We start from the raw sequence: 14462 nt of genomic DNA on the forward strand, positions 1-14462 counted from the left end.
TGTTCCTGTGCAGAGTGTTTCGCAGGGAAGTGACTGGACGGGGGGGTACCCAAGATTGGCTTTACGTCCTACACTCGGCCGCAGACGATCGATTTTCGACGGCGTCGTATCGAAACAGTCGTCGATTCAAAGCCTTCGAAAAGCTCGATGAGAGGGAAAAGTGACTGTCAATGGACACGGAGGCGCTCTGGCGGTGGACGGCCTCCACAAATCTTACGGAGCTGTCTCCGCACTGGTTGATATGAGTTTCTCGGTCGAGCCCGGTGAGATCTTCGGTTTCGTCGGCAGCAACGGAGCTGGAAAGTCCACGACCATGAGGATTGTGCTCGGCGTGCAGTCGGCCGATGCCGGACGCGTTCTTCTCGACGGCCGCGATCTGGACCATGGGTCGAGGCGATCGATCGGCTACATGCCGGAGGAGCGGGGACTGTATCCCAAGATGCAGGTGGCAGAACAGCTTCGGTACCTTGCAAGATTGCACGGTGCGACGGCCGAGCGAGCAGCCGAGAACACAGAGCGTTGGATCCGCCGGCTCGGTCTGCACGAACGTGCCGACGACAACGTTGGTGAGCTCAGCTTGGGAAATCAACAGCGCGCTCAACTCGCTGCGGCACTCGTTCACGATCCATCGGTTCTCGTTCTCGACGAGCCGTTTTCGGGTTTGGATCCCATAGCGGTCGATGTGATGAGTGATGTTCTGAAAGAGCTGGCGGCAGAGGGCGTTCCGATTCTGTTCTCGAGTCATCAACTAGATTTGGTGGAGCGGTTGTGCGACCGGGTCGGAATCATCGCTGGGGGCCGCATGCGTGCACAGGGGTCGGTCGACGACCTACGCTCGAGAGGAGCCAGCACTCTTCGCATAGACGGCCGAGGCCCGGCAGGATGGGCCGATGGACTGCCCGGCGTCGTCAACGCGGTGTACAGCCCTGGAACGGTGGAACTCTCGCTTTCGCCTGGTGCTGACGAGCAATCGATCCTGCAAGCCGCACTCGAACTGGGCCCTGTCCATCGGTTTGCACAGGACAGACCGTCGTTGAGCACTCTATTCAGAGAGGTCGTGGCGCAATGAGAGATCAAACCATCGACACTCGTCTCCGGGCGCGTGAGGCCGTGTCACTGATCGCTTCTCGGGAAATTCGCACAAGAGTGCGGGCAAAGTCGTTCCTCCTGAGCAATGTGGTCTTGATCGCGGTCATCGTCGGCGGGATTTTGGTGTGGTCGATTCTGGGCAGCGGTGGTGACGATACGCAGAGGATCGGTCTTGTCGGAGTCGATCAGGCTGTGTCGCAGACAATCTCCGAACAGGCCGGTGCCTCGGGTGCACGAGTCGAGACGGTCGAGATTCCCGACGAAGCGAGTGCTCGCTCGTCGACTGCGAGTGGAGACCTCGCACTTGCATTGGTGCTTCGATCGGATGGCGGAGGCTACACCGCTTACACGCCGGACACAGTGGACACAGCACTGGAAACGGTTGTTCGAGGTGCAGTGTCGACGCACGCCGTCACCCAGGTTCTTGCCGAAAGGAATATCGACTTCTCGCAGATTTCCAGCGAGGCCGCGGCGGGTTCCGGACTGGCCGTGGTGGCCGCGAATCCTCCAGAACCGTACCGGGACCAGCGAATCGCTGTAGCGATGGTCGGTGTGATCGTGCTGTTGATGTCGATCATGTTGGGAGGCACGATGGTTGCGGCAGGGGTCGTCGAGGAGAAATCGTCACGGATTGTCGAACTGCTGCTCGCAGCGGTGCGTCCTCTGCATCTTCTGTGGGGCAAAATTCTGGGCATCGGTCTGGTGGCATTCTTCGAGGTGATGGTCTTGGGCGTTCTGGCTACCGCCACGGCTTCTCTCACCGGACTCCTCGACGTACCGTCGGTTGCGATATCGATGCTTCTTGCGTCGGTGGTGTGGTTTCTTCTCGGATACTTGTTCTTTTCGACGCTGTACGCCGCCACGGGAGCGATGGTGTCGCGGCAGGAAGAACTCGGTGCAGCCTCGATGCCGCTCGCGATCTTGTCGATGGCGACCCTGTACGTCGCAATCTTCGGAATCAACTCCCTCGACTCGGGGTTCGTGCGAGTGATGAGTTGGATCCCGCCGTTCTCGGCGTCACTGATGCCGATCCGGATTGCCACCGGCGACACTGACTCCGTCCAAATCGTCGGCACATTCGGCATAATGATCGGCGCTTGCCTGGGAGTGTCCTGGATTGCCGCTCGGGTCTATCAGCGATCGATCCTGAAGACGGGAGCGCGGGTGACGTGGTCCGAGGCGCTGCGGTCCAAGCACTCCGATGGCACATCGCTCGGTGCTGCGCCGGCGGACCCTGCACATTAGCCACTGGCCTATCTTCCCAGCAGCTTCCCCAACGCATCGAGCACGGCCGGATCTTCGATGGTCGACGGCACGCCGTATTCCTCGCCGGCGACGATCTGGCGCATCGTCTTCCGCAGGATCTTGCCGGAGCGGGTCTTCGGCAGCGCGCCGACAATCGTCACGTCGCGGAACGTCGCGAGTGCGCCGATCTGATCGCGCACCATGGCCACCAGTTCGGTACGCAGCTGCTCCTCGGTGATGGTCTCCCCGGCCTTGAGTACCACGTAGCCGCTGGGGCGCTGGCCCTTGAGATCGTCGTGGATACCGATGACGGCGCATTCGGCAACCGCGGGGTGACCGGCCAGTACTGCCTCCATCGATCCGGTGGAGAGGCGGTGTCCGGCGACGTTGATGACGTCGTCGCTGCGGCCGAGGACGTAGACGTACCCGTCGGCGTCGATGTACCCGGAATCGCCGGTGAGGTAGTACCCCGGGAACGTGTCCAGATACGAACGCTGGAAACGTGATTCGTCGTTCCACAGCCCCACCAGCGCGCCCGGTGGCAACGGTAGCTTCACGACGATGTTGCCCTCGGTGCCTGCGTCCACCGGAGCGCCTGCCGCGTCGAGGATTTCGACCTGGAATCCAGGCACCGGTACCGTCGGCGATCCGGACTTGATCGGAAGTGGTTCGAGTCCGCGAAGATTGGCGCAGATCGCCCACCCGGTTTCGGTCTGCCACCAGTGGTCGACCACGGGGCGGTCGAGGGTTCGCGAAATCCACTCGTACGTATCGGGATCGAGGCGTTCACCGGCGACGAACAGTGTCTCGAGCGACGAGATGTCGTACTTCTCTAGCTCGGCGGCGTGCGGGTCGACCTTCCGAATGGCCCGTAGTGCCGTCGGCGCGGTGAACAACGCACGGACGCCGTGATCGCCGATCACCCGCCAGAACGCGCCCGCATCCGGAGTGCCGACGGGCTTGCCCTCGTAGAGAACCGTTGTGGCACCGGCGAACAGGGGTCCGTAGACGATGTACGAGTGTCCGACGACCCAGCCGACATCGGACGCCGTCCACATCACCTGACCGGCACCCACGTCGTAGATGTTGCGCATCGACCACGTCAACGCGACGGCATGGCCGCCGTTGTCTCGCACCACACCCTTGGGCTTCCCGGTGGTGCCCGAGGTGTAGAGGATGTACAGCGGATCCGTCGCCTGCACCGAAACCGGTTGGGCGGCTGTGGCGTCGGCGATGAGGGTGTCCCAGTCCGGCCAGTCGTGGCTGCCGGGGATACCGTCGCGGGCCTTGACGATCACCGCGGGGACCGTCGCGGTCGTGAGAGTCAGGGCGCGCTGCACCAGCGGCAGGTATTCGATGACGCGGCCCGGCTCGAATCCGCCGCTGGCGGTGATCAGCAGGACCGGCTCGGCGTCGTCGATTCTCGCCGCGAGTTCTTTGGCCGCGAAGCCGCCGAACACCACCGAGTGCACTGCGCCGAGCCTGGCGCACGCGAGCATGGCAACGACGGCCTCGGGAATCATCGGCAGGTAGATCACCACGCGGTCGCCTGGGGAGACGCCTCGCTCGCGCAGCACTCCGGCGAATCGAGCGACTTGATCGAGTAGTTCGGCGTAGGTGTAGCTGCGGGTGAGTCCGAGCATTGCCGAGTCGTAGATCAATGCAGTCCGGTCGCCGTGCCCGGCCTCGACGTGCCGATCGAGGGCGTTGAAGCAGGTGTTCAGGCGGCCCCCGGGAAACCAGTGCGAGCCGTCGAACGCCGTGGTGGGAGGGGTGTCCCACTCGACTCCCGCTGCGGCATCGAGCCAGAATGCTTCACGGTTGTCGACGCTGTCGTCGAATGCCTGCCGATACTCGCCACTCATGTTGTGGAGCGTAGTTCGGGGCTGCGTGGTGCGGGCCGGGTTGCGCACTACCGGCGACGACCGGCGGAATCCCGTCGACCGGCGGTCGTTGCGTGCACTGGTGCCCATCGGCGCCGATATTGGTGGCTCGGCCGTCAAGATTGCGTCAACGCCTCTGCCTGAGCATTTCGCGGCCGCCGTAGAACGCGCCGCTGGCGGCGAACATGCCCGCTACCAAGAGCAGCCATCGCATGGCATACGGCTCCTGCGTCAGACCCGTGGCGGCCTCGTACGTCTCGCTTCCGTGCGAGAAGATCCCCGGCGCGAAGAGCAGCAGGCTCAGACCTGCGCCGAGCGCCGGAATACGCACCGCGTTGACGAATCGGCCGAGTCGAGTGACCAGTGTCCAGTCGAACAGGGCATACAGCGGAAACAGAATCGCATCGTGCACGACGGCTGCGCCGACGAACCAGAGGCCGATGGACTGCCACCACACGTCGGTGTTCCACAGTGCCGGAAAGCCGATCGTCAGGACCACGGCGCCTGCCAACGCGAGGCAGCACGCCGTTACTGCGAGATGCAACGGGCCGGCACCGTACCTCGATCGAAACGTACTCATGCTCTCTCCCCGAAGAATTCGACGGATTCGATCCACTTGGTGGCGTGCACTCCCGGAATCGCCGGCATCATGATGCGAGCGGGATAGCCGTGATCGAGGGACAGGTCGGCCCCGTTCACCCGAAGGGCGAGAAGCGAATCGGGATGCATCATCTGGTGTCCCCCGAAGGTGACTCGGTTGAACGACCCGACCGGCTCGAGGGAACGGACCTCGCCGGTGTCGACGGCGTCGATGCCCGTGAGTGCCGCGAGGTCGCGCAGCCGAACGCCCGTCCACGTCTGCACCGTCGACCAGCCTTCGACGCAGGAAATCGGGAGTTCCACGGTGTGCAATTCCATCTGTTCGAGTTGGACTCTGCTGAGAACCACCTCGTCGGTACCGGCCCGCACGGTCAGCCGCCACGAATCTCCCGTCAGCGCGTCGGTGACGCCTGCGGACTGCGCCGTGCGATTGATCTGGAAGTCGTTGGGTCCGTTGCCGTACGAACGCCCTCGGGGGAGCAGGATCGCTGTGGAGCGGAGAACGCCGCCCGTCGTCTGCCCGACACTCAGCACGGCGACGAACAGTGCGCTGCCGCCCACGAGAGTGAGGGCTCCGCGTCGGCTGATCGTCGCCGGAGTGGGATCGGTTGCAGCAAGACCTGATTCGTCGTCGGCATCGGGAACCGTATCTGCCACTCGAATGCGCATCAACTCCAGGAACGGTCGGGTTCGCAACGCCGTCACCATGGTCGGAAACTTCAGCACCACGTGGGCGACGAAGCCGGCGATGAACACCCAGGCTCCCCAATAGTGCGCGGTGTAGAAACTGAAGCCGAAGATGTAGTCGTACTGAATGTTCAGCACGCCAGTGATGATCTCGAAGAGGATGCCACCGACCAGGGCCAGCAACGATATTCGCTCGAGTAGGTGAGCAACGCTCCGAATCGGTGGCATCTCGATCAATTTCGGTATCACCGACCACAGCTTCGCCAGGACGATCGGCACCATGACGAGTCCGAGCCCCACATGGAGGCCCTGGGTGAGCCGGAACAGCCAGGCGGGTTCGGTCGGCCAGTCGAACGACGGTATCCGTAGCCACCCGACGTCGCCCGGCATGGACTGGCCGAATTGAGGACCGTAGGCGGCCCAGGAGATGAATCCGGTGACCGTCACGATAGGCAGGGCAACGAGCAGTACGGATGCCAGGACCGACGTGAACCAGACGCCGCGGATCGGGCTTCGAAACGTGGGAATTCGTTGCATGCTGGTTCCCGTCTCCGATTTTGTACCCAGTAGTACAAACTGTGAGGTCGAGGCTAGCGCACTGGGGGTCCTTTCGCCAGGGTTCGTCTCGGCGTCGGATCTCAGGTTGCGCGTCGACGCAACGCGGCAACTGCTGCGTCCAGCGTGTCGCGCAGCGGTTGCACATCGCCCGCGATGCGGGCGATCAGCATTCCGCCTTGCAGTGAGGCGATCAAGGTAGCGGCAGCAGCGGCCGGATCGGTTGCCACGTCGAGTTCCCCGCGGTCGATCATGCGGCGAAGCCCCTGCTCGAGCGGATGCTCCCAGCGTCGGAATGCGGCGTGAAGGCTTGGGATGAACGCCGCGTCGTTCTTCAGTTCTGCAGCGAGCGAACCGAGGGGGCACGAGAACGGGCCACCCGGTTGTTCGTGAATTCGCACGATCTCGGCGGCCCATGCGTCGATGTCCTCGAGGCTGTCGATGTGGCCCAGGCGCGGCTGTGCGGCGAGAACGCGTTCGAGTTGACGTGCGATAACTGCCTCGACCAGGTCCGACTTGTCGGAAAAGTAGTGGTAGAGCTGCGACTTTCCGGTCTCGGACGCGGCGAGTACGTCGTCGAGAGTCGTCCCGGCAACGCCGTGGGTGTACATCATCGATGCTGCCGCGTCGACGATCGCAGCCCTGGTTCGTCTACCCTTGGCCGTTCTCGGCAGTTCCTTGCTCACGGGTCCCCGGCTCCTCGATCGATGCTGTGAACAGCGAGTTCCACGAACACTCGGTTGTTCGATTCGACGGTTCGTCGGACATACAGGCCCGCGGTGACCGCCAGCCCGTACAGCGAGCTCGCGCCGACGCTGGCCCAAGTGAACCACTCACCTACCGAGTCGCCGGTTTCCCATCGGACCATTCGGTTCCGATCATCGACATCGGACGTGGACTCGACTTCGACGATGGCCGTCCCGCTCTCGTGCAGCAGCGCTCGAACCGTCGCCAGGAGCGCGGCAGGATCGCCACCGATGCCGATGTTGCCGTCCGCGAGCAGTACGTGTGACCAATGGCCGGCGCTGGGGAGTGCCGAGAATATGTCCTGTTCCACGGCGAATCCACCCCGGTGATTCGTCATCTCCACAGCGACCGAGGATGTGTCGACTCCCAGAGCGGGAACGCCGGCTCGGGTGAGAGCTTCGGTCAAACGTCCTGGTCCACAGCCGAGGTCGAGGGTGGGGCCGGTGCAGAAGGCAATCGAGGCTTCGTCCGCCCGGATGTCTTCGACCGTCGAATGCGTTCCGCCCATCCAGCGCGCGATCGGGAGTTCGGTGCGGCGGCCGTCGTAGTCGGTGATCCACGAGGGCAGGCCGGCACGGCCGCGGCGATAGACGTCGTCTGCAATCACCCGACTGAATGTACCAGTGGGTACAGTAAGAGGCATCGTGAGCCGAAGTGCGTCAAATTTCCTGCCTGTGCCGTCAAGATTGCGTCAACACCTCTGTTCGACGCCACCGCGCGGCGTGAGACTTCTTCTCATGACACTTCTCGACATGCTTCCGTCCCTCGGTGCCGCATATGTTTCGCGGTGCGATCCAGCGCTCTGGCCTGCAGATACGCATTGCGTCTGCGGCCGCATCACGGTCGACGGCGTTGCGTTGGAGGATCTGGCCGATGCGCAGGGCACTCCGGTGCAGTGGGGCTCGATTCTGGTCACTCGGGTGCGGTCGGTGATCGCCGGCGAGGTGGGCGTCGACGCCGAGTTCGGAGATCTGCTGCAGGCGGTGGTGGTCAACCGACATTCGGTGGGCGCGGTGGTCAAGGTCGATGTGCACGGCCCGGGTCGACGCTGTGTCAGTCCGGTGGAGCTACCCGCCGATCTTCGTGCGGGCGATGTGGTGGCGCTCGTGACCTCGCAGGTGCACGAAAGTTCGTAGCAGGGGTCGAAGTTCCACTCACATGCGGCGGAGCCGCTCATCCCAGCGTGCGGTAGCGGCCGAGTCTGTTCCGAGTCCGGGTGGCGGCGTCGAGGGTCGACAATCGGCGGAGTTCTCGGGCAATGGCGTCCGCGATGCGCACGGAGAACGCGGCCGGTTCGTCGGCGGCGTCGGGGAGTTCGGGGACGATGGCGTCGACGATGCCGTCACGCAACAGGTCGATCGACCGGATTCCCTGTGCTTCGGCCATCTCCGGGGCGTGGGCGGTGTCGCGGTGCACGATCGCGCTGGCACCCTCGGGCGGAAGCGGTGCGAGCCAGGCGTTCTGGGCGCACAGCACTCGGTCGGCGGGAAGAAGCGCGAGCGCTCCGCCGCCGGTCCCCTGGCCGAGCAGAATCGAGACGGTCGGGGTGTCGACGGTGACGAGATCGGAGATCGATCGCGCGATTTCCGGTGCCAGGCCGCCCTCCTCGGCTTCTTTGGACAGCGCAGCGCCGAAGGTGTCGATCACCAGCACCAGCGGTATGCGTAGTTCCTCGGCAAGGCGCATGCCGCGTCGCGCCTCGCGCAATGCCGCCGGACCCATGGTGGCGGTGGCGGTGCTGCTGCTTCGGTCGTTGCCGAACAGGACGCAGGAGATTCCTCGGATTCGGCACAGCGACAACAGAATCGACGTGTCGGCCTCGCCCTGACCGGTGCCGCTCAGCGGAACGTGTTCGCTGGCAGCGTGTTCGATGAGTTGCCTGATGCCGGGGCGATCCGCGCGACGCGACGACTGCACCGAATGCCACGCCGAGTGCTCTGGGATTTCCACAGGTTCCTCGCCGACATCCTCGGGCCACACGGTAGCGTCGACGATCACTCGAAGTGCTCGGATCAGCAAGTGGCGCAGTTGATCGACCGGCACCACACCGTCGATCACGCCGTGTTGGTAGAGGTTCTCGGCGGTCTGGACGCCGTCGGGAAATGGCTTGTCGTACAGCGCCTGGTAGACGCGTGGTCCGAGGAACCCGATGAGGGCACCGGGTTCGGCGACGGTGACGTGAGCCAACGATCCCCAGGACGCGAACACGCCTCCGGTCGTCGGATTGCGGAGGTACACCAGGTACGGCAGGTGCGCCGCCTTGTGCGCGGTGACGGCGGAGGCGATCTTGACCATCTGCACGAAGGCCAACGTTCCCTCCTGCATGCGCGTGCCGCCGGAGGTGGGGGAGGCGATGAGCGGCAGTTCCTCGGCGGTTGCCCGTTCGATGGCGGAGGTGATGCGCTCGGCCGCCGCGACCCCGATGGAACCCGCGAGAAACGCGAACTCGCAGGCGATGATCACCACGGGTCGCCCATCGATGGTGCCCTCGCCGGTCAACACAGACTCGTCGATGCCGGTCTTCTCGCGAGCTTTCGCCAGGTCGCGCTGATAGGAGTCGTTGGGGTGAACGTCGACCGGCTCGGAGTCCCAGGACACGAACGATCCGCCGTCGAGAACGGAATCGAGAATCTCGGCGGCGGATGTCCGTGGGCTCATGGATGAACCCTAGCGAGCAAACGCTTCCTTCCAGGAGACGGTCTTGCCGATGCGAAGAATGGATCGCTGGTAGATCTTCGCCGCGCCCATCGCCAGGATCGCGGTGGTGATCATCATCAGGACCGCGGTGCCGACTATCTGCACCGGTGAGGCGACTCCGGCTGCGATGCGCAACGGCATCATGATCGCGGAGAACGGGGGGATCCAGCTGAGCGTGTTGCTCAACGTGCCCTCCGGATCGCCGAGGGACGCGAACGCCGCGTAGAACATCGCCAGGATCAGGATCAGTAGCGGCATGGTGGTCGAGTTGACATCCTCCTGCCGCGAGACCATCGACCCGCCCGCCGCGTAGAGCACCGCGAAGAAGGCGAAACCGAGGACGAACCAGAAGAGAGTTCCGGCGAACACGCTTACCGCGGCCCCGGTGATCGTCAGCGTTCCTGTTCCCAATCCCGCACCTACACCGGCTATTCCGTAGAGCGCGAGCTGCAGGATGCCGACAGCGCCGATACCGAGAATCTTTCCCCACAGCAATTGCAGGGGGCGGACGGTGGAGAGCAGCAGTTCGACCACGCGTGAGGACTTTTCTTCGACGACGCCCATCGCGACGTACATGCCGAAACCGATGATCTGCGCGTACAGAAGGAACACAGAGGCTGCAGCCAACGCAGTTCGCTGACCGGACTCGGGATCCGGGGGATCGATCGCATCGACGGTGACCGTGGCGGCACTTGTCGTTGCCCCGAGTGCGTTCTGATCGACGCCCTGTTGCGCCAGTGCGGTATTCGTTGCTTGCGTCGCGACACTGCCCTCGATCACCGCGCGCAACGTTCCGGTCAGGTCGGACTCGGTGACGGCTGTGTAGGCACCGTCGGTTCCGTTCGGAACCAGCGCCACATCGAGATCTCCCGATTCGACGCCGCTGCGTGCGGCCGCCGCGTCGGCGATCTCGCGTACCTCGACCGGAGATCCGACGGCGTCGCCGGTCGCTTCCACGACGGCCGCTATGGACTGGTCTCCGGCGATGCCGACGACGTCGCGCTCGTCGTCACCGCTGCCGGAGAAGATCGAGAACGCGATGATGCCGCCGACGATGACGGCCAGGATGATCACGTTGCTGATGACGAAGCTCTTCTTCATCACCTGAACGGTGAACTCGCGCTTGGCAATCAAGGACACTGCGCTGAAGGAGTTCAGTTGGGAGCTCATGCCACTACCGCCTCTCGGAACAGGTCGCTCAGGGAAGGTTTCTGGATGGAGAATTCGTGTACCGGACCGGTCGTCAGTGCGGCCCGCAGGATCTCCTGATCGTCGGCCCCGGGTGCCAATGCCAGGACAGTGACGCCGTCACTGTGGCCGAGGGTGCTCACCCCGGCGATGTCCGACGCCCATCCGGGCGCGGCATTCGGTGCGTGGACGTGCAGGTGCGAATCTCCCGAGCCGCGTAGCTCGTCGACGGTCCCGACGGCCTTCATCGAGCCCGCGGCGATGATGCCGACGCGGTCGCACAGGCGTTGCACCAGATCGAGCTGGTGGCTCGAGAACACCACCGGCACTCCGGCAGCGGCCTTTTCGCGTAGGACCTCGCTCATGACGTCGACGGCGATCGGGTCGAGGCCGGAGAACGGCTCGTCCAACACGAGAACCGCGGGGTCGTGCACCAGCGCTGCTGCCAACTGCACGCGCTGCTGGTTGCCCAGGCTCAATGCGTCGACGGTGTCGTTGACGCGCTGATCGATGCCGAGACGTTCGGTCCAGCGAATCACTGCGGCTTTGGCATCCTTCGACGACAAGCCGTGCAGCTCGGCCATGTAGGCCAACTGCGGGCCGACCTTCATCTTCGGATACAGGCCACGCTCCTCGGGCATGTAGCCGATGGTGCGACGGACGTCGAGGTCGACAGGCTTGCCGCCCAACAGAACCTGGCCGGAATCTGCCGACAGGACTCCCAGCGCGATGCGCATCGTGGTGGTCTTGCCCGCGCCGTTGCTGCCGACGAAGCCGAACAGTTCGCCGGGCCGGACGTCGAAGCTGAGGTTGTCCAGGGCGATCTTGTCGCCGTATCTCTTGGAGACGGAGTCGATCGTGAGGGTGCTCATGGTGCCCTTTCGGTCGTTACTTCGGATCGAAATCTTCGGTGTCTTCGAGTTCGGGGTCCGGGGTGATCCAGGCAAGAATGATTGCGGGGGTGGAGATTCCGATCATCAAGGCCGCGAGGGTCCAACCGCCGCCGGCGTAGGCGAGACGGGGGAGGTCGGGAAAAGTCGTGGACAGGAAGATCAGGGCGAAGGCTGCGAGCATGACCAACCCCTGCGTGACAGTCAGGCCGATGGATCGAGCCTCGTTGCGCTGCTGTATCTCCCACTCGTCGAGTGCGCCCGTGGGTGCGTCACTGTGGCGACCGGACACAGTCTGCAGGGCCGTCCAGATCGGAATGAAGATCACGGCGGCCGGAATCCAGACGATGGCGGCCCACGCGAAGAACAGCGTCGAGATGCTGACCACGACGAACGTCAGGTCGGCGGCAATCACGGCGACGGCCAGAATGCGGCGACGATGCTGCGTCCGCCACTTCGGGAGCCAATGTCTCGTGTTGGCGTCGTTCTCCAGGAATCGCCGCGTTCGATAGGCCTGATAGCGAGTGAGAATGTCGGGTCGTTCGCTCATGATCTCAGCCGTCCTCTGGGTCGTAGTCCGGAGTAGTCCACGCGAGAAGCATTGCGGGGGTAGCGCCTCCAGCGCTCAAGGCGGTCAGCATCAGTGCGCCGCCGGAGATCCCGAGATTCGTTGCCCCGAAAATCGATCCGAGGAACAGGTATGCCGCGGCAGCGGTGCCCAACGCCTGAGTAACCGTCAGGCCGATGGATCGGGCCTGGTTGCGGAGCTGGACTTCGAGCTCGTCCAGCGCTTCCACCGGTGCTTCGGCGCGCCGATTGGACACGATGCCGAGGATGATGGTCGCGAACGCGAACACGATGTAGCAGATTCCCCAGGATCCGATCGCCCACTCGAACAGCGGGTCCGACAGTGCGAAGCCCGCGGAAGCCGTGAGCAGCACCAGAAGGATGGTGACGAAGGCTCGGCGTCGTTTCTGGGCTCGCAATCCCGGCAGCCAGTTCGCATAGGTCTTTTCGTTCTCCAGAAACACTTTCGTCCGGGCTTCCTGATATCTACTGAAGATGCTGGGACTGTGTGTGTTCATCGATCCTTCTCCCTTCGGAAGAGTTCGGCGGAGAGTGGTCCGAGTTCGGTGCGTGAGAACACTGCTTCGATCGGCAGATCGAAGACGTCGCAGATGCGCATCGCGAGGTCGAGGCTCGGGTAGTGGTCGCCTCGTTCGAGGGCTCCCACCGTCTGGGGATTCACTTCGACGAGTTCGGCCAGTTGCGCGCGGCTCATCTTTCGTTCGGCCCGCAGAACACCCACCCTGTTGAAGATCGGGAGCGCGGTACCGCGCTTGATGGGGCTCATGACAATGAAGTGTTGTATAAACCCAACGATGTGTCAACCAGTAATAACGAATTTGTTGGTATAGCTACAGGCTCTGCTCTTCGCGAGCCGCCACGACCACCGCGTGCATGGTCGTCAGAAACTCGTCGATCGTTGCCCGCTGATCGGGTGTGAAGCGTGCGAGCTCGTCTACGGCCCGACCGATGACGGGGCCGAAGAACGTAGTACCGAGTTCGGCTGCATGTGCGGTGACCCGTAGGAGTACTCGCCGGCGATCAGCTGGGTCGGGTTCACGTGATACCAACTCTCGCTTGGCCATTCGATCGATCAGGGCGGTGACCGACGCGGATTCCAGCCCCAGCTGTCCGCTGAGCCAGCCGGGTGTCGCACGCGTTCCGGCTCGGTCCGCATCCAGCAGGCAGATCAGCGCGCGGATGTCTGTCGGGTGAAGTGAGTGCTTCTGGGCGAAGTCTGCGCCGAGGAGATCGAGCTCGACGGTGAGCGCTCGCAACCGATGCACGGCGGCGACAGGTTCGGTCATGTGCTGATCCCTCGGGAGATGCTGGACGAGAAGTCTCTCTATTGTCTACTATCTCGATCATCGAGAGAATAGAGGGTTGACATGACGCTGGACGAATTCTTCTCCGCCTACGACCGGGTGCTGCAGAAGTGGCCGGCAGATACCCAGGCCATCGACGTGAACACGGTGCACGGCGTCACGCGAATCAACGCCTGCGGACCCGTCGATTGCCCGGCACTGGTGATGTTGCCGGGGGCCGGTGCGACCTCGACCGTGTGGTTCGCCAACGTGGCGGCGCTCTCGCAGCGATATCGGGTGTACGCGGTCGACCTCATGGGCGACGTCGGGCGCAGCGTTCCCGGTGACCGGTCCATCGACTCCGTGGACGAGCTGCTGAACTGGGTGACGGCGGTGCTGGATGAGCTGAAGCTGCCCACCGCGGCGCTCTGCGGACATTCCTACGGCGCGATGATCGCCCTGGCGTACGCCCTGCGAAACGCGAGCCGTGTCGATGCGATCACGCTCCTCGATCCCAATGCCTGCTTCGGCTCCATGAGTCCGCGCTACCTGTTGCATGCTGTTCCGATACTGCTGTCTCCCAACGAGAAACGGCAGCGTCGTTTCGTGGCGTGGGAGACCGATGGCCTGGAACTGGATTCCGACTGGCTCGACGTCCTCGCGCTCGGTGCCGCACATTTCCCGACGGCGAAGACCATCGTCCCGAAGAGTCCGAAGCCCGCCGCGTTAGAGAACTTCGATGTGCGCACCACCGTGGTCCTGGCCGGGAACGGTAAGGTGCACAATGCCGCTCGGATCGAATCGGCTGTGCACAGAGTTCTGCCAAGAGCGAGGACAGTCGTGCTCGAGAACGCCACGCACCACGGGCTGCCGATGCACCCCGCCGCTGAGGTGAACGAGATTCTCCTGAGCTGACGTGAATCGGGTGCAGCTGACCGCGCTCACGCTCGATGTCAAGCTGTCTGGAGTCGGTTGTCGTTGATTCCCACGCTCGATGCGGGCCGGGGTGT

General features: G+C 63.7%; 16 protein-coding genes. 4 read left to right on the forward strand and 12 right to left on the reverse strand.

The features are described from left to right. Positions 1 to 241: 241 nt before the first annotated feature. Together R4P57_RS15110 and R4P57_RS15115 are read left to right on the forward strand one after the other, a co-directional pair. Positions 242 to 1069, forward strand: a complete 828-nt coding sequence (locus R4P57_RS15110) for an ATP-binding cassette domain-containing protein (protein WP_317803625.1) — start codon at positions 242 to 244, stop codon at positions 1067 to 1069. After that, a complete protein-coding gene (locus R4P57_RS15115) occupies positions 1066 to 2334 on the forward strand; it encodes an ABC transporter permease (protein ID WP_317803627.1) in 1269 nt (422 codons plus the stop codon). Before R4P57_RS15110 ends, R4P57_RS15115 begins: the two co-directional genes overlap by 4 nt. Before the next feature lie 8 nt (positions 2335 to 2342). On the opposite strand, the gene R4P57_RS15120 is transcribed toward R4P57_RS15115, so the two are convergent. The 5 genes from R4P57_RS15120 to R4P57_RS15140 form a co-directional block, all read right to left on the reverse strand. Further along, positions 2343 to 4199, reverse strand: coding sequence for a propionyl-CoA synthetase (locus R4P57_RS15120; protein WP_317803628.1), 1857 nt, complete (start codon positions 4197 to 4199; stop codon positions 2343 to 2345). 145 nt (positions 4200 to 4344) lie between these two features. Continuing rightward, complete coding sequence (locus R4P57_RS15125) at positions 4345 to 4797, reverse strand: hypothetical protein (protein ID WP_317803629.1); 453 nt, start codon at positions 4795 to 4797, stop codon at positions 4345 to 4347. Beyond that, positions 4794 to 6041, reverse strand: coding sequence for a molybdopterin-dependent oxidoreductase (locus tag R4P57_RS15130; RefSeq protein WP_317803630.1), 1248 nt, complete (start codon positions 6039 to 6041; stop codon positions 4794 to 4796). Before R4P57_RS15130 ends, R4P57_RS15125 begins: the two co-directional genes overlap by 4 nt. A 101-nt stretch (positions 6042 to 6142) precedes the next feature. Beyond that, positions 6143 to 6745 carry a TetR/AcrR family transcriptional regulator gene (locus R4P57_RS15135; RefSeq protein WP_411742365.1) on the reverse strand — a complete coding sequence of 201 codons (603 nt, stop codon included), beginning with the start codon at positions 6743 to 6745 and terminating at the stop codon, positions 6143 to 6145. Next, positions 6742 to 7413, reverse strand: coding sequence for a methyltransferase domain-containing protein (locus R4P57_RS15140; RefSeq protein WP_317803631.1), 672 nt, complete (start codon positions 7411 to 7413; stop codon positions 6742 to 6744). Before R4P57_RS15140 ends, R4P57_RS15135 begins: the two co-directional genes overlap by 4 nt. Before the next feature lie 130 nt (positions 7414 to 7543). Between R4P57_RS15140 and R4P57_RS15145 the strand changes: the two genes are divergently transcribed. After that, positions 7544 to 7942 (forward strand): hypothetical protein, encoded by a 399-nt coding sequence (locus tag R4P57_RS15145; RefSeq protein WP_317803632.1) that lies wholly within the window; start codon positions 7544 to 7546, stop codon positions 7940 to 7942. A 37-nt stretch (positions 7943 to 7979) separates the two neighbouring features. Here the strand turns inward: R4P57_RS15145 and R4P57_RS15150 are convergent, their stop codons facing one another. The 7 genes from R4P57_RS15150 to R4P57_RS15180 all read right to left on the reverse strand — a co-directional run bounded on the left by R4P57_RS15150 (position 7980) and on the right by R4P57_RS15180 (position 13455). Beyond that, complete coding sequence (locus R4P57_RS15150) at positions 7980 to 9464, reverse strand: carboxyl transferase domain-containing protein (RefSeq protein ID WP_317803633.1); 1485 nt, start codon at positions 9462 to 9464, stop codon at positions 7980 to 7982. A 9-nt stretch (positions 9465 to 9473) separates the two neighbouring features. Continuing rightward, positions 9474 to 10673, reverse strand: coding sequence for an ABC transporter permease (locus tag R4P57_RS15155; protein WP_317803634.1), 1200 nt, complete (start codon positions 10671 to 10673; stop codon positions 9474 to 9476). Next, positions 10670 to 11563, reverse strand: a complete 894-nt coding sequence (locus R4P57_RS15160; protein WP_317803635.1) for an ATP-binding cassette domain-containing protein — start codon at positions 11561 to 11563, stop codon at positions 10670 to 10672. The genes R4P57_RS15155 and R4P57_RS15160 overlap by 4 nt, the downstream gene beginning before the upstream one ends. A 16-nt stretch (positions 11564 to 11579) precedes the next feature. Further along, complete coding sequence (locus R4P57_RS15165) at positions 11580 to 12131, reverse strand: hypothetical protein (protein ID WP_317803636.1); 552 nt, start codon at positions 12129 to 12131, stop codon at positions 11580 to 11582. Between the two features lie 4 nt (positions 12132 to 12135). Continuing rightward, on the reverse strand, positions 12136 to 12666 hold the full coding sequence (locus R4P57_RS15170) for a hypothetical protein (RefSeq protein WP_317803637.1): 531 nt from the start codon (positions 12664 to 12666) through the stop codon (positions 12136 to 12138). After that, entirely contained in the window at positions 12663 to 12935 is a 273-nt protein-coding gene (locus tag R4P57_RS15175) for a helix-turn-helix transcriptional regulator (RefSeq protein ID WP_032377379.1), read from the reverse strand. The genes R4P57_RS15170 and R4P57_RS15175 overlap by 4 nt, the downstream gene beginning before the upstream one ends. Positions 12936 to 12999: 64 nt before the next feature. Beyond that, positions 13000 to 13455 (reverse strand): MarR family winged helix-turn-helix transcriptional regulator, encoded by a 456-nt coding sequence (locus R4P57_RS15180; protein ID WP_317803638.1) that lies wholly within the window; start codon positions 13453 to 13455, stop codon positions 13000 to 13002. 81 nt (positions 13456 to 13536) lie between these two features. Here R4P57_RS15180 and R4P57_RS15185 point away from each other — a divergent pair, with 81 nt between their 5' ends. Further along, positions 13537 to 14367, forward strand: coding sequence for an alpha/beta fold hydrolase (locus R4P57_RS15185; RefSeq protein ID WP_317803639.1), 831 nt, complete (start codon positions 13537 to 13539; stop codon positions 14365 to 14367). The last annotated feature ends 95 nt before the right edge of the window (positions 14368 to 14462 follow it).

The organism is Rhodococcus sp. IEGM 1330, from assembly GCF_033142445.1.
Lineage (GTDB): Bacteria > Actinomycetota > Actinomycetes > Mycobacteriales > Mycobacteriaceae > Rhodococcoides.

Coding starts and splice junctions, on each gene's coding strand:
- R4P57_RS15165 (WP_317803636.1), bottom strand. CDS start 12,131: ATGAGCGAACGACCCGACATTCTCACTCGCTATCAGGCCTATCGAACG.
- R4P57_RS15120 (WP_317803628.1), bottom strand. CDS start 4,199: ATGAGTGGCGAGTATCGGCAGGCATTCGACGACAGCGTCGACAACCGT.
- R4P57_RS15170 (WP_317803637.1), bottom strand. CDS start 12,666: ATGAACACACACAGTCCCAGCATCTTCAGTAGATATCAGGAAGCCCGG.
- R4P57_RS15150 (WP_317803633.1), bottom strand. CDS start 9,464: ATGAGCCCACGGACATCCGCCGCCGAGATTCTCGATTCCGTTCTCGAC.
- R4P57_RS15145 (WP_317803632.1), top strand. CDS start 7,544: ATGACACTTCTCGACATGCTTCCGTCCCTCGGTGCCGCATATGTTTCG.
- R4P57_RS15175 (WP_032377379.1), bottom strand. CDS start 12,935: ATGAGCCCCATCAAGCGCGGTACCGCGCTCCCGATCTTCAACAGGGTG.
- R4P57_RS15160 (WP_317803635.1), bottom strand. CDS start 11,563: ATGAGCACCCTCACGATCGACTCCGTCTCCAAGAGATACGGCGACAAG.
- R4P57_RS15110 (WP_317803625.1), top strand. CDS start 242: ATGAGTTTCTCGGTCGAGCCCGGTGAGATCTTCGGTTTCGTCGGCAGC.
- R4P57_RS15180 (WP_317803638.1), bottom strand. CDS start 13,455: ATGACCGAACCTGTCGCCGCCGTGCATCGGTTGCGAGCGCTCACCGTC.
- R4P57_RS15130 (WP_317803630.1), bottom strand. CDS start 6,041: ATGCAACGAATTCCCACGTTTCGAAGCCCGATCCGCGGCGTCTGGTTC.
- R4P57_RS15155 (WP_317803634.1), bottom strand. CDS start 10,673: ATGAGCTCCCAACTGAACTCCTTCAGCGCAGTGTCCTTGATTGCCAAG.
- R4P57_RS15115 (WP_317803627.1), top strand. CDS start 1,066: ATGAGAGATCAAACCATCGACACTCGTCTCCGGGCGCGTGAGGCCGTG.
- R4P57_RS15125 (WP_317803629.1), bottom strand. CDS start 4,797: ATGAGTACGTTTCGATCGAGGTACGGTGCCGGCCCGTTGCATCTCGCA.
- R4P57_RS15185 (WP_317803639.1), top strand. CDS start 13,537: ATGACGCTGGACGAATTCTTCTCCGCCTACGACCGGGTGCTGCAGAAG.